Source organism: Candidatus Pantoea deserta, from assembly GCF_003813865.1.
GTDB classification, from domain to species: Bacteria; Pseudomonadota; Gammaproteobacteria; order Enterobacterales; family Enterobacteriaceae; genus Pantoea; species Pantoea deserta.
Genome location: NZ_RMVG01000003.1, coordinates 410,613 through 436,514, shown reverse-complemented (window position 1 = coordinate 436,514; position 25,902 = coordinate 410,613). Strand labels below are relative to the sequence as shown.

At 56.6% G+C, this 25,902-nt stretch carries 26 protein-coding genes, 1 pseudogene and 1 other annotated feature; of the genes and pseudogenes, 19 read left to right on the top strand and 8 right to left on the bottom strand.

Annotated features, from left to right (window positions below; translation table 11 throughout):
- Positions 1-180: 180 nt before the first annotated feature.
- Complete coding sequence (gene topA, locus BBB56_RS07340) at positions 181-2,778, bottom strand: type I DNA topoisomerase (RefSeq protein ID WP_123800255.1); 2,598 nt, start codon at positions 2,776-2,778, stop codon at positions 181-183.
- Between the two features lie 372 nt (positions 2,779-3,150).
- On the opposite strand from topA, the gene BBB56_RS07335 reads away from it, so the two are divergent.
- Positions 3,151-3,399, top strand: coding sequence for a DUF2498 family protein (locus BBB56_RS07335; protein WP_123800253.1), 249 nt, complete (start codon positions 3,151-3,153; stop codon positions 3,397-3,399).
- 132 nt (positions 3,400-3,531) lie between these two features.
- Here BBB56_RS07335 and sohB read toward each other — a convergent pair whose 3' ends face one another.
- The gene (gene sohB / locus BBB56_RS07330; RefSeq protein ID WP_123800251.1) at positions 3,532-4,581 is read right to left on the bottom strand and encodes a protease SohB; all 1,050 of its coding nucleotides are present in this window, start codon (positions 4,579-4,581) and stop codon (positions 3,532-3,534) included.
- A gap of 174 nt (positions 4,582-4,755) precedes the next feature.
- On the opposite strand from sohB, the gene BBB56_RS07325 reads away from it, so the two are divergent.
- Positions 4,756-5,517: a YciK family oxidoreductase gene (locus BBB56_RS07325; RefSeq protein WP_123800248.1), complete on the top strand. Its 762-nt coding sequence runs from the start codon at positions 4,756-4,758 to the stop codon at positions 5,515-5,517.
- A complete protein-coding gene (gene cobO, locus BBB56_RS07320; RefSeq protein ID WP_123800246.1) occupies positions 5,517-6,107 on the top strand; it encodes a cob(I)yrinic acid a,c-diamide adenosyltransferase in 591 nt (196 codons plus the stop codon). Before BBB56_RS07325 ends, cobO begins: the two co-directional genes overlap by 1 nt.
- A 29-nt stretch (positions 6,108-6,136) precedes the next feature.
- Here cobO and rluB read toward each other — a convergent pair whose 3' ends face one another.
- Positions 6,137-7,015: a 23S rRNA pseudouridine(2605) synthase RluB gene (rluB, locus tag BBB56_RS07315; protein WP_123800244.1), complete on the bottom strand. Its 879-nt coding sequence runs from the start codon at positions 7,013-7,015 to the stop codon at positions 6,137-6,139.
- 313 nt (positions 7,016-7,328) lie between these two features.
- Between rluB and BBB56_RS07310 the strand changes: the two genes are divergently transcribed.
- Positions 7,329-8,648, top strand: a complete 1,320-nt coding sequence (locus tag BBB56_RS07310) for an MFS transporter (RefSeq protein ID WP_123800363.1) — start codon at positions 7,329-7,331, stop codon at positions 8,646-8,648.
- 632 nt (positions 8,649-9,280) lie between these two features.
- Entirely contained in the window at positions 9,281-9,928 is a 648-nt protein-coding gene (locus tag BBB56_RS07305) for a S1 family serine peptidase (RefSeq protein ID WP_199756209.1), read from the top strand.
- An 8-nt stretch (positions 9,929-9,936) separates the two neighbouring features.
- On the opposite strand, the gene BBB56_RS07300 is transcribed toward BBB56_RS07305, so the two are convergent.
- On the bottom strand, positions 9,937-10,557 hold the full coding sequence (locus BBB56_RS07300) for an L-threonylcarbamoyladenylate synthase (protein WP_123800240.1): 621 nt from the start codon (positions 10,555-10,557) through the stop codon (positions 9,937-9,939).
- Positions 10,558-10,569: 12 nt separating this feature from the next.
- Positions 10,570-11,454, bottom strand: coding sequence for an RNase RNM (gene rnm / locus BBB56_RS07295; protein WP_123800238.1), 885 nt, complete (start codon positions 11,452-11,454; stop codon positions 10,570-10,572).
- A gap of 156 nt (positions 11,455-11,610) precedes the next feature.
- Positions 11,611-11,710 (top strand) — a sequence feature (Trp leader region).
- 23 nt (positions 11,711-11,733) lie between these two features.
- Between rnm and BBB56_RS07290 the strand changes: the two genes are divergently transcribed.
- The 6 genes and pseudogenes from BBB56_RS07290 (at position 11,734) to BBB56_RS07260 (ending at position 18,751) form a co-directional block, all read left to right on the top strand.
- Positions 11,734-13,296 carry an anthranilate synthase component 1 gene (locus tag BBB56_RS07290; RefSeq protein WP_123800236.1) on the top strand — a complete coding sequence of 521 codons (1,563 nt, stop codon included), beginning with the start codon at positions 11,734-11,736 and terminating at the stop codon, positions 13,294-13,296.
- Positions 13,296-14,890, top strand: a pseudogene (trpD, locus tag BBB56_RS23720) (bifunctional anthranilate synthase glutamate amidotransferase component TrpG/anthranilate phosphoribosyltransferase TrpD). The gene BBB56_RS07290 and the pseudogene trpD overlap by 1 nt, the downstream one beginning before the upstream one ends.
- A 2-nt stretch (positions 14,891-14,892) precedes the next feature.
- Positions 14,893-16,254: a bifunctional indole-3-glycerol-phosphate synthase TrpC/phosphoribosylanthranilate isomerase TrpF gene (gene trpCF, locus BBB56_RS07275; RefSeq protein ID WP_123800231.1), complete on the top strand. Its 1,362-nt coding sequence runs from the start codon at positions 14,893-14,895 to the stop codon at positions 16,252-16,254.
- A gap of 42 nt (positions 16,255-16,296) precedes the next feature.
- On the top strand, positions 16,297-17,487 hold the full coding sequence (gene trpB, locus BBB56_RS07270; protein ID WP_123800229.1) for a tryptophan synthase subunit beta: 1,191 nt from the start codon (positions 16,297-16,299) through the stop codon (positions 17,485-17,487).
- The gene (gene trpA / locus BBB56_RS07265) at positions 17,487-18,293 is read left to right on the top strand and encodes a tryptophan synthase subunit alpha (protein WP_123800227.1); all 807 of its coding nucleotides are present in this window, start codon (positions 17,487-17,489) and stop codon (positions 18,291-18,293) included. Before trpB ends, trpA begins: the two co-directional genes overlap by 1 nt.
- A gap of 143 nt (positions 18,294-18,436) precedes the next feature.
- A complete protein-coding gene (locus BBB56_RS07260) occupies positions 18,437-18,751 on the top strand; it encodes a BON domain-containing protein (protein ID WP_123800224.1) in 315 nt (104 codons plus the stop codon).
- 48 nt (positions 18,752-18,799) lie between these two features.
- Here the strand turns inward: BBB56_RS07260 and ompW are convergent, their stop codons facing one another.
- Positions 18,800-19,432: an outer membrane protein OmpW gene (ompW, locus tag BBB56_RS07255; protein WP_123800222.1), complete on the bottom strand. Its 633-nt coding sequence runs from the start codon at positions 19,430-19,432 to the stop codon at positions 18,800-18,802.
- Positions 19,433-19,683: 251 nt separating this feature from the next.
- Here ompW and BBB56_RS07250 point away from each other — a divergent pair, with 251 nt between their 5' ends.
- From BBB56_RS07250 to yciA, 4 genes are all read left to right on the top strand, one after another.
- Positions 19,684-20,088: a YkgJ family cysteine cluster protein gene (locus BBB56_RS07250; protein WP_123800220.1), complete on the top strand. Its 405-nt coding sequence runs from the start codon at positions 19,684-19,686 to the stop codon at positions 20,086-20,088.
- Between the two features lie 231 nt (positions 20,089-20,319).
- Positions 20,320-21,054: a YciC family protein gene (locus BBB56_RS07245; protein WP_123800218.1), complete on the top strand. Its 735-nt coding sequence runs from the start codon at positions 20,320-20,322 to the stop codon at positions 21,052-21,054.
- Positions 21,055-21,107: 53 nt separating this feature from the next.
- A complete protein-coding gene (locus tag BBB56_RS07240; RefSeq protein ID WP_123800216.1) occupies positions 21,108-21,647 on the top strand; it encodes a septation protein A in 540 nt (179 codons plus the stop codon).
- Positions 21,648-21,712: 65 nt separating this feature from the next.
- Entirely contained in the window at positions 21,713-22,135 is a 423-nt protein-coding gene (gene yciA / locus BBB56_RS07235; RefSeq protein WP_123800214.1) for an acyl-CoA thioester hydrolase YciA, read from the top strand.
- Positions 22,136-22,161: 26 nt separating this feature from the next.
- Here yciA and tonB read toward each other — a convergent pair whose 3' ends face one another.
- Positions 22,162-22,899 carry a TonB system transport protein TonB gene (gene tonB, locus BBB56_RS07230; protein ID WP_199756208.1) on the bottom strand — a complete coding sequence of 246 codons (738 nt, stop codon included), beginning with the start codon at positions 22,897-22,899 and terminating at the stop codon, positions 22,162-22,164.
- A 201-nt stretch (positions 22,900-23,100) separates the two neighbouring features.
- Here tonB and BBB56_RS07225 point away from each other — a divergent pair, with 201 nt between their 5' ends.
- Both BBB56_RS07225 and BBB56_RS23620 read left to right on the top strand, forming a co-directional pair.
- The gene (locus BBB56_RS07225) at positions 23,101-23,397 is read left to right on the top strand and encodes a YciI family protein (protein ID WP_123800212.1); all 297 of its coding nucleotides are present in this window, start codon (positions 23,101-23,103) and stop codon (positions 23,395-23,397) included.
- Between the two features lie 76 nt (positions 23,398-23,473).
- Positions 23,474-23,647 (top strand): hypothetical protein, encoded by a 174-nt coding sequence (locus BBB56_RS23620; protein WP_199756207.1) that lies wholly within the window; start codon positions 23,474-23,476, stop codon positions 23,645-23,647.
- A gap of 52 nt (positions 23,648-23,699) precedes the next feature.
- Here the strand turns inward: BBB56_RS23620 and BBB56_RS07220 are convergent, their stop codons facing one another.
- A complete protein-coding gene (locus tag BBB56_RS07220) occupies positions 23,700-23,873 on the bottom strand; it encodes a YciY family protein (RefSeq protein ID WP_123800210.1) in 174 nt (57 codons plus the stop codon).
- A gap of 161 nt (positions 23,874-24,034) precedes the next feature.
- On the opposite strand from BBB56_RS07220, the gene cls reads away from it, so the two are divergent.
- Both cls and BBB56_RS07210 read left to right on the top strand, forming a co-directional pair.
- Positions 24,035-25,495 carry a cardiolipin synthase gene (cls, locus tag BBB56_RS07215; RefSeq protein ID WP_123800208.1) on the top strand — a complete coding sequence of 487 codons (1,461 nt, stop codon included), beginning with the start codon at positions 24,035-24,037 and terminating at the stop codon, positions 25,493-25,495.
- Positions 25,496-25,540: 45 nt separating this feature from the next.
- On the top strand, positions 25,541-25,864 hold the full coding sequence (locus tag BBB56_RS07210; protein WP_123800206.1) for an HI1450 family dsDNA-mimic protein: 324 nt from the start codon (positions 25,541-25,543) through the stop codon (positions 25,862-25,864).
- Positions 25,865-25,902 lie beyond the last annotated feature (38 nt).

Below are 25,902 nucleotides of genomic sequence, written 5' to 3'. Positions count from 1 at the left end.
CTACAGAGCGGCATCCCCGATTGACGTTTTTTTTCGCCGTATCGGTGAGAAAAGATGCAAAGCATCGGGACATGTCGGAAATGCTATAACCACTATATCATCGCGAGGAGGAATGTAGAACGTTTTGATATAAGGCTAAGAAAAAGGCCAGCTGAGCTGGCCTTATATAAAGGAGAGGCGTTACTTTTTCGCTTCCTGCCACTGACCGTCGATATAGAAGGCCGACCAGCCTGTCGCTTTGCCCTCTTTCTCAGAGGCAACATACTGCTGTTTGGTTTTGCGGCTAAAACGCACCAGGGTTTTATTTCCCTCTGGATCGGCTGCTGGTGCCTCTGCCAGATAGCGCAGTTTTTCCGGCAGGCGATCTTTGAAACGCTGTAGCTCTTCCACTAATGGCGCGCGAGTTTCACGCGATTTCGGGAAGGTATTCGCGGCGAGGAAAACGCCGGCCGCGCCGTCGCGCAGTACGAAATAGGCGTCTGATTTTTCGCAGGGCAGTTCAGGCAGCGGCACCGGATCTTCTTTCGGTGGCGCGACTTCGCCGTTGCGCAGGATCTTACGCGTATTTTTACACTCATCGTTGGTACAGGCCATGTACTTGCCGAAACGCCCCATTTTCAGATGCATTTCAGAGCCGCACTTCTCGCACTCGACGATCGGACCGTCATAGCCTTTGATACGGAACTCGCCCTGTTCGATTTCGTAACCGTCGCACTCCGGGTTATTACCACAGACGTGCAGCTTGCGTTGCGGATCGATCAGATAGCTGTCCATCGCCGTGCCGCACTTCTGGCAGCGACGGCGCGCGCGCAGCGCGTTCGTTTCCGCATCGTCGCCTTCCAGCACGTTCAGCACTTCATTTTCCGGGATCAGGTTAATGGTCTGCTTGCAGCGCTCTTTAGGCGGCAGCGCATAGCCAGAGCAGCCCAGGAAGACGCCGGTGCTGGCGGTGCGGATACCCATTTTGCGTCCACAGGTCGGGCAGTCGATAGAGGTCAAAACCATCTGGTTCGGCTGCATGCCGCCCTCTTCGGGATCTTTCTCCGCCTTGTCCAGCTGCTGAGTAAAGTCGCTGAAGAAGTTATCCAGCACCCCTTTCCATTCAGCCTGGTTATTCGCAACCTGATCGAGACTGTCTTCCATCGTGGCGGTGAAGTCATAGTTCATCAGATCGCGGAAATTCTCTTCCAGGCGATCGGTAACTATCTCCCCCATTTTTTCCGCGTAGAAACGGCGGTTTTCTACCCGCACATAGCCGCGATCCTGAATGGTGGAGATAATGGCCGCATAGGTGGAAGGACGGCCGATGCCGCGCTTTTCCAGCTCGCGCACCAGCGACGCTTCACTGAAACGTGCAGGCGGCTTGGTAAAGTGCTGGCTGGGGATCAACTGCTGAAGATCCAGCGTTTCGCCTTTTTCTACCGGCGGCAGCGTATGGTCTTCGTCATTTTTACGCAGCGCAGGCATCACGCGCGTCCAGCCGTCGAAACGCAGCGTCCGGCCTTTGGCCTTCAGTTTGAACCCTGCGGCGGCCACGGTCAGCGTCGTGGAGTCATACTGGGCAGGCACCATCTGACAGGCGACAAACTGACGCCAGATCAGCTGATAAAGCTTCTGCGCATCAGCTTCCATATCCTTGAGCTTTTCCGCCACGACATCCACATCGGATGGACGAATCGCTTCGTGCGCTTCCTGCGAGTTCTCTTTACTGGCGTAGGTGTTTGCCGTTTCCGGCAGATATTTTTTGCCGAAGTTTTTATCGATATAGCCGCGCGCCATCGCGATGGCATCCTGACTCAGGTTGGTCGAGTCGGTACGCATATAGGTAATGTGACCCGCTTCGTACAGACGCTGCGCCATCATCATGGTTTTTTTCACGCCGAAGCCAAGTCGCGTACTGGCGGCCTGCTGAAGCGTCGAGGTAATAAAGGGCGCGCCAGGCTTACTGCTGGTGGGTTTATCTTCGCGATCGATAACCTCGAAACGCGCCTTTTCCAGCAGCGCGACGGCGGCCTGGGTCTGGTCGCCGTTTACCGGCCGGAACGGAGTGTCGTTCTGGTGCGTAACGGACATCGTCAACAGATCGCCTTTTGCCGTATTGAGGTCGGCATTCAGCTCCCAGTACTCTTCCGGTACAAAGGCTTTGATTTCGCGCTCGCGCTCAACCACGAGGCGCACCGCCACAGACTGGACGCGACCGGCGGATAAACCGCGCGCAATCTTTTTCCACAGCAGCGGCGAGACCATATAGCCCACCACGCGGTCCATAAAACGACGCGCCTGCTGAGCATTAACGCGGTCGATATTCAGTTCGCCAGGCGTGTCGAAGGCCTGACGAATCGCATTCTTAGTGATTTCATTAAACACGACGCGGCTGAAGCGTTTATCGTCGCCGCCGATCACTTCGCGCAGATGCCAGGCAATGGCTTCCCCTTCGCGGTCAAGGTCGGTTGCGAGATAAATGTGGTCAGCATTTGCCGCCAGCGCTTTTAGCTCGGAAACGACTTTTTCCTTGCCGGGCAGGATTTGATAGTCGGCCTTCCAGCCGTGATACGGGTCCACGCCCATTCGGCTAACCAGCGCGGCTTTTTCATCTTTTTTAACCTTTTTGGCTTTTTTGTCGCCTGCCCCGTCAGCACTCTTTTTTGCGGTTGAACCACTGGTCGGCAAATCACGGATATGACCGACGCTGGATTTCACCACGTAGTCACTACCGAGGTATTTATTGATTGTTTTGGCCTTTGCCGGGGACTCAACGATGACGAGTGCTTTACCCATATGTACCTTTACCTAATGAAAACGTCCTGATAAACGGGAGAGGATTTGATGCCCTGAAACCCATTGGGTTCAATATTGTTGCGCCTGTTCTGCTTTTCAAGGCTGCGGGGTCAATCTCAGGTCAGGCGGCATATACATATGCAACGTTATGAATAAATGCGATTTTTTCATCTGACATAATCACACTTCCCGGTGTGATTTCCCTGAAATCTGAATCGCCCACACTCTACCTGATAAAATTCGTTACGCAACTTAATTAGCACTCTGTTTAATTTTGCGCCAGAAATTGCCACATTTTGTTGATTTGCCGCACAGCGGTTTCGGCAAGTAATATAGAAAGGATTTTGTGCATGTCAAAAAAGGCGACAACAGATGCAGAATAGTACCCAGCCCATTTCACACCAGAAGTTACTGGAAAAGGCCAATGCGCTTGCCAGAGAGCATGATGATTATTTTGCCGGACTCGAAGCGGATAATGTGATTCAGCAGGGCGATGTCCTGGTGTTTCGCGGTCCCTTTTTTCTTGACGAAGAAGGCTTGCCGACGGCAAAAACCACCGCAGTATTTAACGTATTTAAATATCTGGCCCTTACGCTCTCTTCACGTTATCACCTGGCGTAAAAAACCCGGCGGCAGCCGGGTTCGTTAATGACAGGATACACAGGCGACGAACCCGTCCCGATGACAACGCGCGCTGATGCGCAGAACGCTTTGCGGTTATCAGGTCCGCCTGCTGGCAACCGGGATTGTCTCTTACAGCAGCGGCTTTTCGCCGCGCTGCCACCACTTCATCAGCAGTCGCTCCGCCACGGAGCCTGCGCTGTGCGTGACGCGATCGATCATTTTGCGACGGCGCGCGTAATGTACGCCCAGCACGTTAAACACATCCATCTGACTGATGATCAGCTCATCGCTGGTGCTGATGTCGTCAATCAGATTCAGCGCCAGCGCCTGACGGCCATACCAGTGCTCGCCGGTAGCGACCTTATCGATGTCCAGCGAAGGACGCATCTGGTGAACAAAATCTTTAAATAACAGGTGCGTTTCGTTGAGATCTTCCTGAAACTTCTCGCGTCCTTCATCGGTATTTTCGCCAAACAGCGTCAGCGTGCGTTTGTACTGCCCGGCGGTGTGCAGTTCAACATCAATATCATTGCGCTTGAGCAAGCGGTTAAAGTTAGGAATCTGCGCCACCACGCCAATAGAACCGAGGATAGCAAAAGGGGCCGCGACGATACGATCCGCCACGCAGGCCATCATATAGCCGCCGCTGGCGGCGACTTTGTCTACCGCCGCCGTGACGCGCAGGCCGCGATCGCGCAGACGCTGTAGCTGCGACGCGGCCAGACCGTAGCCGTGCACCACGCCGCCAGGGCTTTCCAGTCGCAGCAGCACCTCATCGCCTTTCTCCGCTACGGCCAGCACGGCGGAGACTTCTTCGCGCAGCGCCGTTACTTCGCCGGCATCCATACTGCCTTTGAAATCAATAACATAAAGCGTGGGTTTCTGGGGCGCTGTTACGCCCTGTTTCGCCGCGCGCTTCTCGGCTTTCGCCTTCTGCTTTTCTTCTTTTTTATGCTGCTTCAGCCACACTTTTTGCACCTGCGGCTTCATTTTGGCCAGTTGCAGGTCTTCCTTCATCTGCTGATAGTCATCGCCCAGATGCGTCAGGCGTAGCTGACCCGCAGCCTGACTGCGCTTGCGCAGCGCCGCGTTGACGATAATGGCCACGATGGCGGCCACGGCCACCACAACCGTTACCGCTTTGGCCAGAAATAATCCATAACTGGAGAGTAAATCCATTGCCCCGCCTTATTAAACAGAGAATTAGCACCGTTCTGAGAGTTTACCGGGTTTAGCGCCGCGCGTCGCCTGAAATGCCAGCGGGCGGCACAGAAAGCGCCTGTGGATGATTGCACCCTCCGGCGAATTGAGGCATAAAACCCAAAACCCGTTTACGCGCTCAAGGATTACGTTGTGCACTATCAACCGAAAAGCGATCTGCTGCAAAACCGCATCATTCTCGTTACCGGCGCTTCCGACGGCATTGGCCGCGAAGCCGCCATCACCTATGCGCGTTACGGCGCGGAAGTCATTTTACTGGGCCGCGATGTCTCGCGGCTGGAGCAAACTCAGCAGAGCATTAGCCAGCTGGGATTACGGCCGGCGCACAGCCTGGTGTTCGATCTGGCGCAGGCGACGCCCGCATCCTGTCGGCAGCTGGCCGAGCGGCTGGCGGAACAGTTCCCCCGCCTCGACGGCGTGCTGCATAACGCCGGCATTCTGGGCGAAATCGTGCCGCTGGCCGAGCTGGACCCGCAGGTCTGGCAGCAGGTGATGCAGATTAACCTCGACGCCACCTTTTTCCTGACTCAGGCCCTGCTGCCGCTGCTGCTGAAATCCAGCGCCGGTTCGCTGGTGTTTACCACCTCCAGCGTAGGGCGCACCGGCCGCGCGGGCTGGGGCGCCTACGCAGTGTCGAAGTTTGCGACCGAAGGCATGATGCAGGTGCTGGCGGATGAATTTAAACATCAGTCTCTGCGCGTAAACTGTATTAACCCCGGCGGCACCCGCACGAAAATGCGCGCCTCGGCCTTTCCGCAGGAAGATGCTAATAAGCTTAAGACGCCCGCCGATTTAATGCCGCTCTACCTTTATGTTATGGGCGATGACAGCCGCCGTAAAACAGGCATCAGCTTCGACGCCCAGCCTGGCCGTAAGCCCGGAGCGGCAGAATAATGCATGACGATCGCCACCAGCAGCGTCAGCAGCGGCTAAAAGAACAGGTCGACGCGCGTATCGCCGCTGCGACCGACACGCGCGGCGTCCTGATGGTATTTACCGGCAACGGCAAAGGAAAAACCACCGCTGCGTTCGGCACCGCTCTGCGCGCGGTCGGACACGGCAAAAGGGTCGGCGTGATTCAGTTTATTAAAGGGGAATGGCCCAACGGCGAGCGCAACCTGCTGGAACAGCACGGCGTGGAATTTCAGGTGATGGCGACCGGCTTTACCTGGGAGACGCAAAGCCGCGCCGTGGACACCGCCGCCTGCCTTGCGGTGTGGCAACACGCCAGACGCATGCTGGCTGATGCCAGCCTGGATCTGGTGCTGCTGGATGAGATCACCTACATGGTAAGCATGGATTACCTGCCGCTGGAGGAGCTGGAGCAGGCGTTGCGCGCGCGCCCTGCCCACCAGAGCGTGATTCTGACCGGCCGCGGCTGCCATCGCGCGCTAACCGAGATGGCGGATACCGTTACCGAAATGCGCCCCGTGAAGCACGCTTTTGACGCGGGCATTCAGGCCCAGCAAGGGATCGACTGGTAATAAAAAACGCAGCCCGAAGGCTGCGTTGATTATGAGCTGCGCTTGCCGCCGCCGCTGCGTCGGCTGCTGCCGCTAACCTGCGTGTGGCGCTTCACCGCACGACGGATTTGATTCGCCTTGGTGCGACGACGATCTTTTTCGACCGCCAGCTTAGTGACGGTTTCGTCATCCATGCCCACCAGCGAACGCAGATAGTTAACCGCCGCCAGATCCATTTCCATCCAGCCGCCGCGCGGTAACCCCTTCGGCAGGTTGATGTCGCCGTAGCGCACGCGCATCAGGCGGCTGACCTGCACGCCGACCGCTTCCCACAGGCGACGCACTTCACGGTTGCGCCCCTCGGTCAGGGTCACGTTGTACCACTGGTTTACCCCTTCGCCGCCAGCGAAACGCAGCGTCTTAAACGCCGCCGGGCCATCCTCAAGCTGCACGCCTTTACTCAGCTGACGGATCTTTTCGTCATCCACCTGGCCGAAAACGCGCACGGCATATTCGCGCTCTACTTCACGGCTTGGATGCATCAGGCGGTTCGCCAGTTCACCATCGGTGGTAAACAGCAGCAGGCCGCAGGTGTTGACGTCAAGACGTCCTACCGCAATCCAGCGCGAACCGCGCAGACGCGGCAGACGATCGAATACCGTTGGACGACCTTCGGGATCGCTGCGGGTGCAGAGTTCGCCTTCTGGTTTGTAATAGGCCAGCACGCGGCACACTTCCGTCGCGGATTCAGCGATAGAAACCAGATGGCCGTCGATGCGGATTTTCAGGGATTTGTCATTCTCAATGCGGTCGCCGAGAGTGGCAAGTTTGCCATCGACGCTGACGCGACCGGCAGCGATTTTCGCTTCGATCTCACGGCGGGAACCGTGGCCTGCGCGGGCCAGGACTTTTTGTAACTTTTCGCTCATAGCGGCCTCACTGTCGCCTTCCCAGGCGTCATTTGGGTTAATTTTATTAAAAATCAATAACTTAAGTTATGATGTTCCGCTCATTATACCGTTAATTCACTGATTTGTAACCTGCTTTATCAGGGTGTCAGCGGTTGGTCGCCAGCATAACAAGATCGTTAAGAATAACATTTGTGAAGCCTGTTTACATCTCAGGCTACTTATCCCGCAAATGTGATCATATTCGCAACAACATGCCGTGTTGACTTGTATGGTAGAGACCCCTACTCAACCGGACCAGGCTATGACTACGGCAACTACCCAATCATCCTCAATGACCACAAGCGCAAAGGAGAAAACGCAGGTCATCCGCCGCGTCGCCAGCGCATCGGCTATTGGCACCGCAGCGGAATACTATGACTTTTTCGCCTATGGAACGGCGGCAGTGCTGTTTTTTGGTCATCTCTTTTTTCCCAGCGATAACCCGCTGGTGAGTACGCTGGCGGCGTTTGCCACTTACGCCGTCGGCTTTCTCGCCCGGCCGGTTGGCGGAATTATTTTCGGCCATATCGGCGACAAGGTCGGACGTAAAAAGGCGCTGGTGGCAACTATCCTGATTGTGGGCCTGGGGACATTTTGCATCGGCTTACTGCCGACCTACGCCACCATTGGCATCTGGGCGCCGGTCGCGCTGATAGCCATTCGCCTGCTGCAAGGGTTTGGCGTCGGCGGCGAACAGGCTGGCGCGGTGCTGATGACGGCAGAATATGCTCAGCCCGCCCGACGCGGATTTTACGCCAGTTGGGTACAGATAGGCGCGCCAACCGGCTTTTTGCTGCCGCTGGCGCTGTTCGCCATACTGAATGCTTTTCTGACAGCGGATCAGATGATGAGCTGGGGCTGGCGCGTGCCCTTCCTGCTTAGCGCTCTGCTGGTGGTCGTCGGGCTGTTCATCCGCCTGCGCATTGACGAGTCGCCGGTATTTGCCGAGATCCGCGCTACCAAAGCCGCTGAGTCGCGCCCTTTAAAAGAGGTGATTCAGGCACATCCGGGATTAGTCATGAACGGCGTAGCCGCGAAGTTAATCGAGGCCTGCGCCTTCGCTCTGTTTACGGTCATTATTCTGGCCTGGGGTAAAGCTAATCAGCTCGACAGTAATATTTTAATGGAGAGCATGATCGTTGCCGTGATTCTGGAAATCTTCGCCATTCCGTTAATGGGCGCGCTTTCCGATCGCGTTGGTCGTAAGCCCGTCTATCTGACGGGCGCCCTGCTTATTGTGCTGTCGATCGTGCCCTTTTTTCTTGCCCTGCAACAGAACAGCTACTGGCTGACGCAGATTGCCATGATCGTCGCGCTGACGCTGGGCCACAGTATGTGTTACGCCCCGCAGGCCTCATGGTTTCCCGAACTCTTCCCGACACATATACGCTGTAGCGGCATTGCGGTGATCTGGCAAATTGGCTCGTTGATCGGCAGCGGTATTCTTGGCCTGGCTGCGGTGAAAATTTTGCAGCTGACAGAGGGACACTGGTACGGTCTGGCGCTCTATGTCGGCGTATTAGGTGTTATTTCCCTGGTGGGCCTGGCGCGTTTGCCGGAAACGGCTCCGGCGCGTCGCGGCGCGGAGTTTCACCGCTGGCAACAGCGTTGATCTGACCAGTCCATTTTTTCTGGTAATTGCCGTCTCGCGCTGGCGGCAATTATCAATGGACGCAACGACGCCTTGATAATGCATAAGGCGTCAACTCGCTGACGTTTATGAGCTTTTATTTTTTCAGGTTCACAGGGCTTATATATTCGTAATGCGGGAGATTGATAAGAGCGGCGTGATTATTAAAAAAACATTAAGTTTTGACGGATAAAATACGGCTTTTCAGAACTGGCAAAGCTGATTGATGCAGCATTTAATGCTAAAAAATACGCTAATTGCAGCTTAATGCAAAAGCCAGGCCCTCTTTAAAGCATTTTTATGACTACAGGTTGAATTAACACCCTATAAAGCCACTTTTTTCATTAGGATTAATCTTAATCCATTGTTATCAGCACGCGGATGTGTAAAATCAGAGCCAGAAATGCAAGAAAATAACTTTCGCATTATTAATCTTAATTTCTCGTTTATTGAAAGCTATTAACAATATTCCAACCAAATATTTGCGATTTTCTTAAAAAATAAACCGGCGCTTCGGGAATGCAGCGTTAATACGGCTCACTGAAGAGTCTGAAATTGCATGTCAAAAGTCTTCACCAGGGATTTTCCGACATGCCAGTATGAAGATTAACACCATGAGAAAACAGTTCTTGTGGCCAGCCTTTGCTGCGCTGGCCCTGAGCGGTTGTTCTGTGGGCCATACCGAGTACAGCCGTACGGCAATGCAACACGTGGACATGAGTTTCACTGGCATTCCGACGATCCTCGGCCTCGGCACGCTGGGCAGCAGCATTCCGATTACCCCTGAATACAGCCTGACGGCGGCGCACGTCGCAAAATTTGCCGTACAGCGCGTGAAGGCTTATCACCCCTATTGCGATCTGGCGATTATTTACCATAAAAATGACGCCGCCACGCTGGCGAAATTTCGCAGCAGCGGCGTTGGCGATCCGGTAAGAATGTATGGCTACAGTTTTATTTCCGCCATGCCGGTTGAGTCTTCCGGGACGAATTTAGCGCGCACCGCTATTCGCAACAGCTGGAATAAAAAACCCTGTATGGCGATGGCGTCAAATGCGGGCGTGGTAAAAGGCATGTCAGGCGGCGCGGTTTATAATGCGGACAATACGCTAGGCGGCGTTATTGTCGGTTTCAGCGATGAAATTAAAAGTAACCGCAGTGGCAAAATCGTCTTAAAGGATGTCTCTCTCTATATTCCTTATTCCGATTTCCAGAGCTGGCTACAGCAGAATATTGGTCAGGCCCCCAGGACCGGCGCCTGACCTGGCGGTTAAAGAAAAGGTCGGGTATCGCCTGACCCTTCGCGCGCAATCACAGGGGCATCGCTGGTGAGATCGACCACCGTGGTCGGCTGCTGCCCCAGCGTGCCGCCGTCGATGATTAAATCGACCTGTTTGCCAATGCTGTGCTGAATATCCTCAGGGTCCGATTCGGTAAAGTCATTGCCCGGCAGGATCAGCGAGGTTGACATCATTGGTTCGTTGAGCGCTTCCAGCAAGGCCAACGCAATCGGGTTCGACGGCACGCGCAATCCAATGGTTTTCCGCTTATCGTTCATCAGGCGACGCGGCACTTCTTTGGTCGCCTTCAGAATAAAGGTATAGCTGCCCGGCGTGTTATTTTTCAACAGCCGAAAGGCGCTGTTATCCACCTGCGAATAGTTCGAGATCTCGGACAGATCGCGACACATCAGCGTGAAGTTATGGTTGCCGTCCAGCTGACGGATGCGGCAGATGCGCTCCAGCGCGTTTTTCTCTTCCAGACGGCAGCCAAGCGCATAGCCTGAATCAGTAGGGTAAACAATTACCCCGCCTTTATTCAGATAATCGACGGCCTGAGAGATCAGGCGCGGCTGCGGATTGTCAGGATGAATGTGGAACAGTTGACTCATAAAAACCTCGTATCACCTGTCTGCGTCGAAGCCGCCGGGCGCCAGGGCGGGAAAACGCTCCCACACAGGCTCTACGCCGGCGGGAAGCCAGAGTTTACGGCCCAGTTCGATCCACGGACAGGGTTGATGAAAATCGGAACCTTGTGAAGCAGCCAGATGATGATCGCGCGCGTACTGCGCCAGCTGCGTCCGTTCATTGGGTGCCTGCTGGCACTGTGCTACTTCCATCGCATCGCCGCCTGCTTCGCGGAAATGGGCGATAAGCCGCTTCAGCCATTTTGCCGACAGGCCGTACCGGGCGGGATGCGCCAGCACCGCACAGCCGCCAGAATGGTGAATAGCATCAATAGCTTGTTCAATTGTACACCATTGCGGAGGAACATAGCCGGTTTTGCCGCGCGCCAGATAGTTTTTAAAAACCTGCGCGATGGTGTCAGCTTTGCCCTGCTCCACTAAAAAGCGCGCAAAGTGACCGCGGGTAATGACGCCCCCGTCCGCCAGTCGGACAGCGCCCGCCAGCGCGCCGGGAATGCGCGCCTTATCCAGCCGCTCGGCGATCAGTTCTGCGCGCTCCTGACGGCAGCGGTGCTGTCCGGCCAGAAAGCCGGACATGGCCGGATGATGAATATCGATATTCAGCCCGACAATATGGATTTCATGATTTTCCCACAGCGTGGAGGCTTCAACGCCTGCCAGCACCTTTAGCGGCAGCGCCTGCTCTGTGACAGCGCGCTGCGCCGCCTCTACGCCCGCGACGCTGTCGTGATCGGTGATCGCCAGCACGCCCACACGCATACTCACGGCGCGCTCTGCCAGCGCCTCCGGCGTCAGCAGTCCGTCTGAAGCGCGCGTATGGCTGTGTAAATCATAAAGTGGGAATCGGGCAATGTCGTTCAAGTGTTACTCCTGCTGCATGATGAAGCGGCCAGCATGATAACGATTTTACGCGCCGGTGAAAAAGCGTATTGACTTTTACGCCATGAACCAGTTAACTAGTACACAAGTTCACAACTAAACGGGTAACTCCTCATGGCGATGATTTCTATGCTTTCTGCTGGCTGGTGGCGCGATGTTTCCCGATACGGGCAATGTCGAGCACCGCTTGCGTAACGCTGTGCAGAGACCCGGCCCGCTTAGAAGCGGGCTTTTTTTTAGGCGAATTTCAGAGAATCCACCATGCCAAATGCGAAACCTACAGTGAAGTTGATTACCGGCACCGCGCCCTATCGCGAAGATCCGGCCGCAGTGTTTCATCAGTTATGCGGCGCACGCCCGGCTACCCTGCTGCTTGAGTCGGCGGACATCGACAGTAAACGCAATCTGAAAAGCCTGTTGATCGTCGACAGCGCGCTGCGCGTCAGCGCGCTGGGCGCCTGCGTGACGGTGCAGGCACTGTCCGAGAATGGCCGCGCGCTGCTGCCGCTGCTGGACGCGGCGCTGCCCGCCACCGTCAGAATCGAGGCGCGTCCGGATGGCCGCGAGCTGCACTTCCCCTCGGCGGATGCGGTGCAGGATGAAGATTCCCGTCTCCAGGCGCTGTCGGTATTTGACGCGCTGCGTCTGATCCCGCAGCTGGTTAACTCACCCGCTGATGCGCGCGAAGCCGTGCTGATGGGCGGCCTGTTCGCCTACGATCTGGTGGCGGGATTTGAAGATTTACCTGCGCTGGAAAACGAGCAGCGCTGCCCGGATTACTGCTTCTACCTGGCGGAAACGCTGCTGGTGCTGGATCATCAGACGCGCAGCGCCACCCTTCAGGCCAGCCTGTTCTGCCCGTCCACCAGCGAGTTTCAGCGTCTGCAAAGCCGCATTGAACAGCTGCACGGCCAGATGCTCCAGCCTGCCCCTGCGCTGCCGGTGCAGACCCTTGATCAGATGACGCTCAGCGTCAACCAGAGCGATGAGGCCTATTGCGATACCGTGCGCCAGATGCAGGAAGCGATTCGCATGGGCGAGATTTTCCAGGTCGTGCCGTCACGCCGCTTCTCGCTGCCTTGCCCGTCGCCGCTTGCGGCCTATGACACGCTGAAAAACAGCAATCCCAGCCCTTACATGTTCTTTATGCAGGATCAGGATTTCGCGCTGTTCGGCGCGTCGCCGGAAAGCTCGCTGAAATATGACGCCACCTCGCGCCAGATTGAAATCTATCCCATTGCCGGAACGCGCCCGCGCGGCCGTCACGCCGACGGTTCGCTGGACCGCGATCTCGACAGCCGCATTGAGCTGGAGATGCGCACCGACCACAAAGAGCTGGCCGAGCACCTGATGCTGGTGGACCTGGCGCGCAACGATCTGGCGCGCATCTGCGTTCCCGGCAGCCGCTACGTTGCCGACCTGACGAAGGTGGACCGCTACTCATTCGTGATGCATCTGGTATCGCGCGTAGTCGGCACGCTGCGCAGCGATCTGGACGTCCTGCACGCCTACCGCGCCTGTATGAATATGGGCACACTGAGCGGCGCGCCAAAGGTGCGCGCGATGCAGCTGATTGCAGCTGCGGAAGGTACGCGGCGCGGCAGCTACGGCGGCGCGGTCGGTTACTTCACCGCGCACGGCGACCTCGACACCTGTATCGTTATCCGCTCAGCCTGGGTGGAAGATGGCATCGCCACCGTTCAGGCTGGCGCCGGCGTCGTGCTCGACTCTAACCCGCAGGCCGAAGCAGACGAAAGCCGCAACAAAGCGCGCGCGGTGCTGCGTGCTATCGCCACCGCCCATCATTGCAAGGAGATTTTCTGATGGCCGATATCCTGCTGCTCGATAACATCGACTCCTTTACCTATAACCTCGTGGATCAGCTGCGCGCCTTCGGCCATAACGTGGTGATTTACCGCAATAACGTGCCAGCCTCGCTGCTAATTGAACGTCTTCAGCGCATGGAGAACCCGGTGCTGATGCTCTCGCCGGGTCCTGGCGCGCCGAAAGACGCGGGCTGCATGCCTGAGCTGCTGCGAACCCTGCGCGGACGATTGCCGATTATCGGCATCTGTCTGGGTCACCAGGCGATTGTCGAGGCCTACGGCGGCCACGTTGGTCAGGCGGGCGAAATCCTGCACGGCAAAGCCTCGGCTGTTAATCATGACGGAGAAGCGATGTTTGCCGGACTGAGCAACCCGCTGCCGGTGGCGCGCTATCACTCGCTGGTGGGCAGCAACACGCCCACCGAACTCACGGTGAATGCCAGCTTTAACGGTATGGTCATGGCGGTGCGGCACGATGCCGATCGCGTCTGTGGCTTCCAGTTCCATCCTGAATCCATCCTGACCACTCAGGGCGCTCGTCTGCTGGAGCAGACGCTGGCCTGGGCGCTGGCGACATCACAGGGAGAATGATTATGCATGCCATTCTGGAAAAACTTTATCAGGCGCAGACGCTGACCCAGGGCGAAAGCCACCAGCTGTTTAGCGCTATCATTACCGGTCAGCTGGAGCCTACCCAGCTTGCCGCCGCGCTGATCGCCATGAAGGTGCGAGGCGAATCGCCACAGGAGATCGCAGGCGCCGCCAGCGCGCTGCTGGAAGACGCTAAGCCGTTTCCGCGGCCCGGCTACGCCTTTGCCGACATCGTCGGCACCGGCGGCGACGGCAGCAACAGCATTAATATCTCGACAGCCAGCGCCTTTGTCGCCGCTACCTGCGGGCTGAAAGTGGCGAAACACGGCAACCGCAGCGTGTCCAGCAAATCCGGATCGTCCGATCTGCTGGCCGCGTTCGGCATCAATCTGGATATGCCTGCTGAGCAGGCCCGCGCGGCGCTCGATGACCTGAACGTCTGCTTCCTGTTTGCGCCGCAGTATCACACCGGTTTCCGCCACGCGATGCCGGTTCGCCAGCAGCTGAAAACCCGCACCCTGTTCAATGTGCTCGGCCCGTTAATCAATCCGGCGCGACCGCCGCTGGCGGTGATCGGCGTCTATAGCCCGGAACTGGTGCTGCCGATCGCCCAGACGTTGAAAGTGCTGGGCTATCAGCGCGCAGCGGTGGTGCACGGCGGCGGCATGGATGAGGTGGCGCTACACAGCGAAACCCATGTCGCCGAGCTGCGCGAGGGTGAAATTACCCGCTACCAGCTGACGCCGGAAGACTTTGGTTTCGGCTTCCATCCCAAAGAGGCGCTGGCAGGCGGCACGCCGGAAGAAAACCGTGACATTCTAACGCGTTTACTTCAGGGTAATGGCCAGCAGGCCCATGAGGAAGCCGTCGCCGTTAACGTGGCGATGTTATTGAAAGTCTTTGGTCATGAAGATTTGCGTGAAAACGCGCAGCGTGCGCTCCAGGCCATCCGCAGCGGACAAGCCTACGAGCGCGTTGTCGCTCTGGCAGCAAGAGGATAACCATGCAAGGTACGATTTTAGAAAAAATTGTTCAGGATAAAGCGCAGTGGGTGGAGGCGCGCAAAGCGCAGCAGCCGCTGACCACTTTTCAGGATGCGGTACAGCCGGCTGGCCGTAACTTTTATCATGCGCTGCAGGGCGCGCGCACCGTGTTTATCCTTGAGTGCAAAAAGGCGTCGCCTTCTAAAGGCTTGATCCGCGAAGATTTTGATCCGGCCGCCATCGCAGGCATCTATCGTCACTATGCGTCTGCCGTGTCGGTGCTTACCGATGAGAAATATTTCCAGGGCAGCTTCGATTTTCTGCCGATTGTCAGCGCGGCGCTGACGCAGCCGGTGCTGTGCAAAGACTTTATTATCGATCCCTACCAGATTTACCTGGCGCGCCACTATCAGGCCGACGCCATCCTGCTGATGTTGTCGGTGCTGGATGATGAACAGTATCGCCAGCTGGCCGCCGTCGCGCACAGCCTGAAGATGGGCGTCCTGACTGAAGTCAGCAACGAAGCGGAGCTGGAGCGCGCTATCGCGCTGGAAGCAAAGGTGGTCGGCATTAACAACCGCGATCTGCGCGATATGTCGATCGACCTTAACCGCACGCGACAGCTGGCGCCTCGCCTGTCGCACGGCGTCACGGTGATCAGCGAATCCGGTATCCATAACTATGCGCAGGTGCGTGAGCTGAGCCACTTCGCGAATGGTTTTCTGATTGGCTCCGCGCTGATGGAAGAGCAGGATCTGGCTGCCGCAGTGCGTCGTGTGCTGCTGGGCGACAACAAAGTATGTGGATTAACGCGCGCGGAAGATGCGCGCGCCGCCTTTGAGGCCGGCGCGCTTTATGGCGGTCTGATTTTTGCGGACGGTTCGCCGCGCCGTATCGATGCGGCTCAGGCGCGGAAGGTGATGGCCGGCGCGCCGCTCCGCTACGTCGGAGTATTCCGCAACGCCGCAATAAGTGACGTTGTCACCACCGCGACGCAGCTTGATCTTGCCGCCGTCCAGCTACACGGCGATGAAGATCGGGGCTATGTGGCTGCGCTGCGTGACGCCCTGCCCGCCGACGTGGCGATCTGGAAAGCGCTGAGCATTAAAACCTCGCTGCCTGAACGCGACTGGCCGCATGTCGACCGCTACGTGTTTGACAATGGCAACGGCGGCAGCGGCGAGCGCTTTGACTGGTCGCTGCTGCACGATCGGGATTTAAGCAATGTGCTGCTGGCAGGCGGCCTGAGCGCGGACAACTGTGTGGAAGCCGCGCGCCTCGGCTGTGCCGGTCTCGATTTCAACTCCGGCGTTGAAAGCGCACCCGGCATTAAAGATGCCAGCAAAATCGCGGCGGTGTTCCGTACGCTGCGCGCCTACTGATTGTCTGGTCCGCTGCGGCGGGCCTGTAAGGAAGATGAAACCATGACTTTACTGAATCCCTATTTTGGCGACTTTGGCGGCATGTATGTGCCGCAGATCCTGATGCCCGCGCTGAGCCAGCTGGAAGCGGCCTTTGTCGACGCGCAGAAAGATCCGGCTTTCCAGGCGGAGTTTACCGATCTGCTGAAAAACTATGCGGGACGTCCTACCGCGCTGACGCTGTGCAGCAACCTGACCAAAGGCACCAAAACCCGCCTTTACCTGAAGCGCGAAGATCTGCTGCATGGCGGCGCGCACAAAACTAACCAGGTGCTGGGTCAGGCGCTGCTGGCAAAACGCATGGGCAAAAACGAAATCATTGCAGAAACCGGCGCTGGCCAGCATGGCGTCGCCTCGGCGCTGGCGTGCGCGCTTCTGGGCATGAAGTGCCGCATCTATATGGGCGCTAAAGACGTCGAGCGCCAGTCGCCTAACGTATTCCGTATGCGTCTGATGGGCGCGGAGGTGATTCCGGTACACAGCGGCTCCGCCACCTTAAAAGACGCCTGTAATGAGGCGCTGCGCGACTGGTCCGGCAGCTATGAAACCGCGCACTATATGCTGGGCACCGCAGCTGGCCCGCATCCCTTTCCGACCATTGTGCGTGAATTTCAGCGCATGATCGGCGAAGAGACCAAAGCGCAGATTCTGGAAAAAGAGGGACGTCTGCCGGATGCGGTGATCGCCTGCGTGGGCGGCGGCTCCAACGCTATCGGCATGTTTGCCGATTTTATCAACGAAGAGAGCGTCGGGCTGATTGGCGTGGAGCCTGCCGGACACGGTATTGAAACCGGCGAACACGGCGCGCCGCTGAAGCATGGCCGCGTAGGCATCTATTTCGGCATGAAAGCGCCGATGATGCAGACCGAAGAGGGGCAGATCGAAGAGTCTTACTCCATCTCTGCCGGACTGGATTTCCCGTCCGTCGGCCCGCAGCACGCCCACCTTAACAGCACGGGCCGCGCCGAATATGTCTCAATCACCGATAACGAAGCGCTGGCGGCGTTTAAAACCCTGTGCCGCGCGGAAGGCATTATTCCGGCGCTGGAGTCCTCTCACGCCCTCGCCCATGCGCTGAAGATGATCCGCGAAAACCCGGAAAAAGAGCAGCTGCTGGTGGTTAATCTGTCAGGGCGCGGCGACAAAGACATCTTTACCGTTCACGATATTCTGACTGCGCAGGGAGAAATCTGATGGAGCGTTATCAACAGCTGTTTACGCGTTTACAGGCCCGCAAAGAAGGCGCGTTCGTTCCGTTCGTAACGCTGGGCGATCCGACGCCGGACCTGTCGCTGAAAATTATTGACGCGCTGGTCGCGGGCGGCGCGGATGCGCTGGAGCTGGGCATTCCTTTCTCCGATCCGCTGGCGGACGGCCCGACTATCCAGAACGCGACCCTGCGCGCCTTTGCCGCCGGCACCACCACCGCGCAGTGCTTTGAGATCCTCGCCACCGTGCGACGCAACTATCCGGAGCTGCCGGTTGGTCTGCTGATGTACGCTAACCTGGTCTTCGCCAACGGCATTGACGCCTTCTATGCGCGCTGTGCCGAAGCGGGCGTCGATTCGGTGCTGGTCGCGGATGTGCCGGTTGAGGAGTCGGCGCCCTTCCGTCAGGCGGCGCTTCGCCACGGCATTGCGCCGATCTTTATCTGTCCGCCCAACGCCAGCGACGATCTGCTGCGCGAGATCGCCTCACACGGCCGGGGCTATACCTACCTGCTGTCGCGCGCAGGCGTGACGGGCGCAGAGAAACGCGCCAGCAGCCTGCCGCTGCAACACCTGATCAACAAGCTAGGCGAGTACCATGCCGCCCCGCCGCTACAGGGATTCGGCATTTCGGAACCTGCGCAGGTGAAAGAGGCTATCGCGGCAGGCGCGGCGGGCGCGATATCGGGTTCAGCCATTGTGAAAATCATTGAGCAGCACCATGCTCAGCCAGAAGAGATGCTGGCGAAACTCACAGCCTTCGTCAGCAGCCTGAAAGCGGCTACTCGCTGATCCTTTTATGCCTTATCTGCGGATAAGGCATGATTCTCCACTCTTTTTTACATCCTGACGTTGCCGCTTTGGCTTTTCCCGCCCACACTTATTTTGCGCCGTTATGGTAACGGCGCATCTTGTTTGAGACAGGGAGAGAAGCAATGAAACTGTTTAAAGTCCTTGCAGGCGCGCTGGTCGCCGTTGTTGTCGCACTGACGCTGAGCGCCTGTGCGCCAACGCCTAAGGAAGAAGGCACCGGCGGTTACATCGACGATACGGTGATCACCACCAAAGTCAAAGCAGAGCTACTGAATGACGATCAGCTTAAATCGCGTGAGATTAATGTTGAAACCTTCAAGGGCCGCGTTCAGCTAAGCGGTTTTGTCAGCTCGCCGCAGATGGCCAACCGTGCGGTAGAAGTCACGCGTACGGTTAAAGGGGTGAAATCGGTGGTAAACAATATGCAGATTAAATAGCGCTGAAGAAAAAAAAGAGGCCGCGAGCGATTCGCGGCCTTTTTTATGTCAGAAACGGTAGCCCGCGCCGAAAAAGAAGACCCAGGGGTCGATGCGCGTATTAATATTCTGCTGGTCGCCGTTATGTTTGAATTTCACTTCGGTATCGATGTCCATGTACCACAGCGAGGCGTTCAGCATCCAGTCGCGGTTGATCTGATAATCGAGACCCACCTGGCCCGCCACGCCCCAGGAATCTTTTACGCTGAGATCGCTTAATCCCGCATCGCGACCAGTCTGATTAAAATCGGCATCGTAAAAAGTGGTGTAGTTGACGCCGACGCCTACGTAAGGGCGAACCTTGCTGCGGCTGTCGAAGAAGTAATATTGCGCCATCAGCGTCGGCGGCAGCTGACGTACCGTCGCCAGCGTGCCGGTTGCGGCCAGGCCTACTTTGTGACGGAAGGGTGTGGCGGCTAACAGCTCCACGCCGATATTGTCGGTCGCCATATAGGTAAAGGTCAGGCCCAGCTGAGTATTGTTGCTGACGTCGAAAGAACCCATTCCCAGTACATTATCTGACCCTTCCGTGGGACGAACCGTCGCGCTGCCTGCGCGCATAAAGAAGTCGCCTGCTTCATGAGCCAGTGCCAGTTGAGGTAAAGCCATTGCCAGTAATAACGCGCATTTTGCCAGTTTCATGATCGCTCCTTTGCACAAAAAAATTTCAAAAAATGTAGCGTGACCTGCTGGCAACGTTCTATCGCGATCAAACAAAAAATGCGACCAAATCAATAGCGATAAAGAGTATATAAAACAATGAATTGATTGAGATCAATTTTGACAGAGGAGTAAGCCTTCAAATTTTGCTTGAAGAAATTTATCGCCGTTATTATTTTGCTCTTTCCCCGTGTTGATTTTGGTTCGATGCCTCAGGAGTGGCGGGCGATCAAATGAGCGATAATCAAAACCCTTGTATGACCTGCGGCGCCTGCTGCGCCCATTTTCGCGTCTCTTTTTACTGGGCCGAAGCCGACGATGCCGGCGGCGTGGTTCCGGTCGAACTCACTGAACCCTTGAGTCTGCTGATGCGCAATATGCGCGGCACCAATGCGCGCGAGCCGCGCTGCGTGGCGTTGCAGGGCGAGCCTGGCGGCTGCGTCTCCTGCGGCATCTATACGCAGCGTCCCTCTCCCTGTCGTGATTTCGCCATGTCTGGCGAGAACGGCGTACTGAACGAAGCCTGCGATCGCGCCCGCGCCCGCTATGGCCTGCCGCCTCTTTTTCATCCTTCTTTGCCTTATGTAGCAGAAGAGATAACGATATCCCTCTGTGACGGGGATCGCCGGGTCAATTAATGGGTATCACAGGGAGCCTGAACACCAGAGTGTTCTGGCTCCTGTTTTGGCAGGGTTCAGGGTGCTGCCCGCCAGAAGGTCGTTATCGTCATCAGGCTATCGCCCTTGCGCGGACGGCGCGGCTAAACATTACCTTTCATGACAGAAAGTTATTCCTCTGCGGGTGCCAGTATCGGGCCAGACCATGTACAATCGCCGGGTTAACTAACCCGGTTTCACCAAGGAGTGTACATGTCTATCACGGCAAGCTCGTTATACCGTGACACAGGAAATTTTTTCCGCCATCAGCTGCTGACGATTGTGCTGATGTCGTTACTGACGGCGTTTATCACGGTTATTCTCGTGCATGCGTTTACCCCCGGCGGCGATCAGCTGGCGCAGCTTCAGCAGGGTGACACCAGCGCCTCGTCGCTGTTTGAGCTGATACAGAATATGTCGCCGGAGCAGCAGCGCATTCTGCTGCGCGCCTCGGCCGCCGGCACCTTTTCGGCGCTGATTGGCAATACGCTGCTGCTGGGCGGCATGCTATTTTTGATTCCGATGGTTTCTGCCGGGCAGCGCGTCAGCGCGTTGCGCGCGATTGGGGCGTCAGCGCCGCAGCTGCCTAAACTGCTGCTGCAAACCTTTCTGATTACGCTGGTGGTGCAGCTGGGCTTTATGGTGCTGATGGTGCCGGGCATCATTCTGATGATTCTGCTCTCGCTTTCGCCGGTTATCCTCACCAGTGAAAAAACCGGTATTCTGGCCGCCATGCGCGCCAGCAGCCGTCTGGCCTGGAAAAACATCCGCCTGATCGCCCCGGCGATTATTCTCTGGCTGCTGGCAAAAATGGTGATTCTGTTCGCCTCTTCCTCGCTGACGGGCTTGCCGGATAATGTGCTGGCCGTGACCATCACCGCTATCGGCAATGTGATTTCCGCGCTATTGATTATCTATCTGTTCCGGCTTTATATGCTGGTCCGTTAAGCCCGCCGCGCCTGCGGGCGCGCGGCTTTTATCCTGACAGAACTGGAATGCCTATGAAGCAGTTACTTGATTTCCTTCCCTTAGTGGTCTTCTTTATTTTCTATAAGCTCTACGACATCTTTGTCGCCTCAGGCGCGCTGATTGTCGCGACCGGCCTGGCGCTGGTGGTGAGCTGGGTGCTTTACCGCAGGCTGGAGAAGATGACCATCTTTACCTTTGCGCTGGTGGCGATCTTTGGCACCCTGACGCTGGTTTTCCATAACGATGAATTTATTAAATGGAAAGTCACCGTTATCTATAGCCTGTTTGCGCTGGCGCTGCTCTACAGCCAGTTTTTTATGGCGCAGCCGCTGATTAAAAGCCTGCTGGGTAAAGAGATTCAGCTGCCTGAAACCAGCTGGCGTCGCCTTAACGTCGCCTGGGCGCTGTTTTTCCTCGCCTGCGGCCTGGCGAATATTTACGTCGCCTTTTGGTTGCCCGAAGCCTTTTGGGTTAACTTTAAAGTGTTTGGTCTGACCGCGCTTACCCTGCTGTTTACCCTGCTAAGCGGACTCTACATCTGGCGACAGATGCCGCAACAAGAAGAAAAATAAGTGACGCCCGGCCAGGCCGGGCATTACTGGCGCAGCGCGCCTTCACCTGCATAAGAAGTCGAGCAATGGACGAAAAACATAAGTTGCCGCAAGGCGAAATGGTATTGCGTACCCTGGCGATGCCCGCGGATACCAATGCCAATGGCGATATTTTCGGCGGCTGGCTGATGTCGCAGATGGATATGGGCGGCGCTATTCTGGCGAAAGAGATCGCTGAAGGGCGCGTGGTTACGGTGCGAGTGGACGGGATGTCGTTTCTCAAGCCGGTAGCGGTTGGCGACGTGGTTAGCTGTCACGCCCGCTGTATGCGTACCGGCAACAGTTCTATGACCATTAATGTGGAAGTCTGGATTAAAAAGGTGTCATCTGAGCCGATTGGTCAGACTTACTGCGCGACCGAAGCAGTGTTTATCTATGTCGCCGTCGATAATGAGGGCAAGTCGCGGCCGCTGCCGCCAGGCCGCGCCAATTTACAGCCTGCGGAGTAATAAAAAAGCGGCCTGAGGCCGCTTTTTTATTCAATACTGGCGCCGCCGTTGATGCGGAACTTGATAGTCATTGTCTGATTCTTACCGGGACGACCTGGCTCATAACGCCACTGCCTCATGGCTTCTTTCACCGCGCGCTCGAACATATTGCGCGGTTCAGCGGACAGGATGGTGATATTTTCTACCCGGCCATCATTATCCACGTCAAACTTCAGACGTACGTTCCCCTCAATGCGTAGCGCCAGTGCACGATTGGGATAGCCTGGCTTCGCCACGCTAAGCGCTTTGGGTCCCTGAGCGGTCGACTGAACCGGGGATGGAGACGATTTCGGCGCGGTAGAAGGCTTAGTCTGGGTGGCAGGCGCGTCCTGTTTGAATGGATTTTCCTGCGGTTTCGCCTCCTGACGCGGCTTAACCTCACGCTTGTGCTCAACTTTAGGCTTAGGCCTGGGTTTAGGCTTTGGTTTGGGTTGCGGCACAGGAATCGGCACCGGCTCGGCTTTAGGCGGTTCCGGTACGGGCTGTGGCTCAGGTTCCGGTTCCGGCTGTGGTTCCGGCTGCGGCTGCTCTACCACAGGCGCAGGCGCCGGCTGAACCTCTGGCGCCACCAGACTCACGCTGATCGGCTGCGAGGTTTTAGGTGCGTTGATACCCTGATGAAACGAGGCATACAAAATGCCAGCGAGAACAGCGCCGTGCAACACAACGGAGAGCAGCACAGATACCGGCGTACGTTTTGGAAAGGGCATTGTCAACGTGGTCATATCAGTCGCAGTCAGAAAATAGAGCATCGATTTTAAATGCAAATAGCAATCAGTTTCAATAACCAGCGAGAAATGGCTACTCAATAACGCGTTTTAACCCAGCCTGCGGTGTCACCGGTCCGATACCATCTTTCGTTTGCACTCTTTTTTACGATGCCTTACCGTGTTGCGAAAATATGATAAGCCAATGGGAGCTTTCAAGTGCTGTACATCATCTACGCTGAAGATAACGCCGATTCTCTGGAAAAACGCACCTCGGTGCGCCCTGCCCATCTGGCGCGCCTGCAACTGCTCCAGGATGAAGGTCGTTTAATTGTCGCCGGGCCGATGCCGGCAGTAGACAGCAACGATCCTGGCGTAGCGGGCTTTACCGGCTCAGCGATCGTTGCGGAATTCAGCTCGCTGGAAGCCGCGCAGGCCTGGGCGGAGGCTGATCCCTATATCGCCGCTGGCGTGTATAAAAACGTGGCGGTGAAACCGTTTAAACGCGTGTTCTGATCCTCCGTCCGCCGGTTTTCTGATGGCTTCGACGTCTGCGTCGAAGCCATTTTTATTTTCTTTGGGAGTAACGGCTATGCAATGGCTGGTTATCGTGCTGCTGCTCCTGGCCGCAGGTCTGATCGTCAACGCGCTGCGGCTATGGCGTCGCCACGGCTGGAAACAGAAAAAACATCTGATTGTGATGCTGATCGTTCTCGCCGCAGCGGTGCAAATTGTGAATGTGGTGCTGGTCAGCAAACTGCACTGACCGTAAACGCGATGCTAACGGCATAAAAAAGCCGCCCTTGCGGCGGCTCTTGTCAGGTGTTCTGCGTGATGAACAGGATCGAACGACGTTGCTGCTGCGCCAGCTGATGGCGAATAGCATGGATCCGACTGTAGCGACGCGACTGCCCTTCCAGCCAGCGGGCGCGACGACGGTGCACCTGACGCAACATTCTCCAGCGCGCCACTTCATTTCTGCTTTTTCTCATCACTTCTTCTCCTGCTTCAACATCACGCGGCCGCATTATAAAGATCCTGACGCCAATGCCAACTCGGATCTCTTATCGAAAGTTGACGATGATTTAGGGTTTCGCTGTCGCCTGTCACCACGTAAACTTCTCTGACCAGGCGCGAACGGGATGTCCACTTAATGACCACTTTTTACACTTTAATCAGCTGGTTGCTGCTGTTTGGCTACTGGCTGCTGATTGCCGGTGTCACGCTACGCATCCTGATGAAGCGGCGAACGGTCACTTCGGCAATGGCCTGGCTGTTGATTATCTATATCATTCCGCTGGTGGGGATAATTGCCTATCTCTCGTTTGGCGAACTGCATCTGGGGAAGCGGCGCGCGGAGCGCGCGCGCACCATGTGGCCCGCCACGGCGAAGTGGCTAAACGATTTAAAACAGCGCAGCCATATTTTTGCCACCGAGCACAGCGATGTGGCCCGCTCACTGTTTCAGCTGTGCGAAAATCGCCAGGGTATCGCGGGCGTCAAGGGCAACCAGCTTCAGCTGCTTACCAGCTCGGATGACGTGATGCAGGCGTTGATCCGGGATATTCAGCTGGCGCGCCATAATATCGAGATGGTGTTCTATATCTGGCATCCCGGCGGACTGGCGGATGAAGTCGCCGAGTCTCTGATGGCGGCGTCGCGTCGCGGCGTGCACTGTCGTCTCATGCTGGACTCGGCGGGCAGCGTCACCTTTTTCCGCAGCCCCTGGGTGGGGATGATGCGTAATGCCGGGATCGATGTGGTAGAGGCGCTACAGGTCAGTTTGCTGCGCGTATTCCTGCGCCGTATGGATCTGCGCCAGCACCGCAAGGTGGTGCTGATCGATAACTATATCGCCTATACCGGCAGCATGAATCTGGTAGACCCGCGCTATTTTAAACAGGACGCGGGTGTCGGCCAGTGGATCGACCTGATGGCGCGTATGGAAGGACCGGTCGCCACCACGATGGGCATCGTCTACAGCTGCGACTGGGAGATCGAAACCGGCAAGCGCATCCTGCCGCCGCCTCCTGACGGCAACATCATGCCGTTTGAGCGTGAGAGCGGCCATACGGTGCAGGTGATCGCTTCCGGTCCCGGCTTCCCGGAAGACATGATCCACCAGGCGCTACTGACCGCCGTCTATTCGGCGCGCGAGCAGCTGATTATGACCACGCCCTACTTCGTGCCGAGCGACGATTTGCTGCACGCCATCTGTACGGCGGCGCTGCGCGGCGTCGAGGTCAGCATTATCGTGCCGCGTCACAATGACTCGCTGCTGGTCGGCTGGGCGAGCCGCGCCTTTTTTAGCGAACTGCTGGATGCAGGCGTCAAAATCTATCAGTTTGAAGACGGTTTGCTGCATACCAAAAGCGTACTGGTGGATGGGCAGCTCAGCCTGGTGGGCACCGTTAACCTCGATATGCGCAGCCTGTGGCTGAATTTCGAGATTACGCTGGTGGTGGACGATGCGGGTTTCGGCAGCGATTTAGCCTGCGTGCAGGATGATTATATCGCCCGCTCGCGCCTGCTGGACGCTAAGCGCTGGTCAAAACGTGCCTGGTGGCAACGCATCGTTGAACGACTGTTTTACTTCTTTAGCCCTTTACTGTAAAACGAGCGGAAATTGCAACGTGCCTGCGGGCAGACGGGATCGAACATGGATTTAAATAATCGCCTTACCGAAGACGAAACGCTGGAACAGGCTTACGACATTTTTCTTGAACTGGCAGGCGATAATCTTGACCCAGCGGATATCATTCTTTTTAACCTGCAATTCGAAGAGCGTGGCGGCGCAGAGCTGTTCGATCCGTCGGAAGACTGGAAAGAACACGTCGATTTCGACCTTAACCCTGACTTCTTTGCCGAAGTGGTGATCGGTCTGGGTGAAGCGGACGGCGAGCCGATTACCGACGTCTTCGCGCGCGTGCTGCTGTGTCGCGAGAAAGATCACAAGCTGTGCCATATTCTCTGGCGCGAGTAAAAGACGATACAAAAACGCCGGGCATCTGCCCGGCGTTT

Excerpts from the sequence above, each read along its gene's own strand:
- BBB56_RS07210 (WP_123800206.1), top strand. The coding sequence starts at position 25,541 with ATGGATTTAAATAATCGCCTTACCGAAGACGAAACGCTGGAACAGGCT.
- topA (WP_123800255.1), bottom strand. The coding sequence starts at position 2,778 with ATGGGTAAAGCACTCGTCATCGTTGAGTCCCCGGCAAAGGCCAAAACA.
- cobO (WP_123800246.1), top strand. The coding sequence starts at position 5,517 with ATGCATGACGATCGCCACCAGCAGCGTCAGCAGCGGCTAAAAGAACAG.
- BBB56_RS07335 (WP_123800253.1), top strand. The coding sequence starts at position 3,151 with ATGCAGAATAGTACCCAGCCCATTTCACACCAGAAGTTACTGGAAAAG.
- trpCF (WP_123800231.1), top strand. The coding sequence starts at position 14,893 with ATGCAAGGTACGATTTTAGAAAAAATTGTTCAGGATAAAGCGCAGTGG.
- trpA (WP_123800227.1), top strand. The coding sequence starts at position 17,487 with ATGGAGCGTTATCAACAGCTGTTTACGCGTTTACAGGCCCGCAAAGAA.
- BBB56_RS07290 (WP_123800236.1), top strand. The coding sequence starts at position 11,734 with ATGCCAAATGCGAAACCTACAGTGAAGTTGATTACCGGCACCGCGCCC.
- tonB (WP_199756208.1), bottom strand. The coding sequence starts at position 22,899 with ATGACCACGTTGACAATGCCCTTTCCAAAACGTACGCCGGTATCTGTG.
- BBB56_RS23620 (WP_199756207.1), top strand. The coding sequence starts at position 23,474 with ATGCAATGGCTGGTTATCGTGCTGCTGCTCCTGGCCGCAGGTCTGATC.
- BBB56_RS07305 (WP_199756209.1), top strand. The coding sequence starts at position 9,281 with ATGAGAAAACAGTTCTTGTGGCCAGCCTTTGCTGCGCTGGCCCTGAGC.
- BBB56_RS07220 (WP_123800210.1), bottom strand. The coding sequence starts at position 23,873 with ATGAGAAAAAGCAGAAATGAAGTGGCGCGCTGGAGAATGTTGCGTCAG.
- BBB56_RS07310 (WP_123800363.1), top strand. The coding sequence starts at position 7,329 with ATGACCACAAGCGCAAAGGAGAAAACGCAGGTCATCCGCCGCGTCGCC.
- yciA (WP_123800214.1), top strand. The coding sequence starts at position 21,713 with ATGGACGAAAAACATAAGTTGCCGCAAGGCGAAATGGTATTGCGTACC.
- cls (WP_123800208.1), top strand. The coding sequence starts at position 24,035 with ATGACCACTTTTTACACTTTAATCAGCTGGTTGCTGCTGTTTGGCTAC.
- BBB56_RS07240 (WP_123800216.1), top strand. The coding sequence starts at position 21,108 with ATGAAGCAGTTACTTGATTTCCTTCCCTTAGTGGTCTTCTTTATTTTC.
- sohB (WP_123800251.1), bottom strand. The coding sequence starts at position 4,581 with ATGGATTTACTCTCCAGTTATGGATTATTTCTGGCCAAAGCGGTAACG.
- ompW (WP_123800222.1), bottom strand. The coding sequence starts at position 19,432 with ATGAAACTGGCAAAATGCGCGTTATTACTGGCAATGGCTTTACCTCAA.
- trpB (WP_123800229.1), top strand. The coding sequence starts at position 16,297 with ATGACTTTACTGAATCCCTATTTTGGCGACTTTGGCGGCATGTATGTG.
- BBB56_RS07250 (WP_123800220.1), top strand. The coding sequence starts at position 19,684 with ATGAGCGATAATCAAAACCCTTGTATGACCTGCGGCGCCTGCTGCGCC.
- BBB56_RS07245 (WP_123800218.1), top strand. The coding sequence starts at position 20,320 with ATGTCTATCACGGCAAGCTCGTTATACCGTGACACAGGAAATTTTTTC.
- BBB56_RS07300 (WP_123800240.1), bottom strand. The coding sequence starts at position 10,557 with ATGAGTCAACTGTTCCACATTCATCCTGACAATCCGCAGCCGCGCCTG.
- rluB (WP_123800244.1), bottom strand. The coding sequence starts at position 7,015 with ATGAGCGAAAAGTTACAAAAAGTCCTGGCCCGCGCAGGCCACGGTTCC.
- BBB56_RS07260 (WP_123800224.1), top strand. The coding sequence starts at position 18,437 with ATGAAACTGTTTAAAGTCCTTGCAGGCGCGCTGGTCGCCGTTGTTGTC.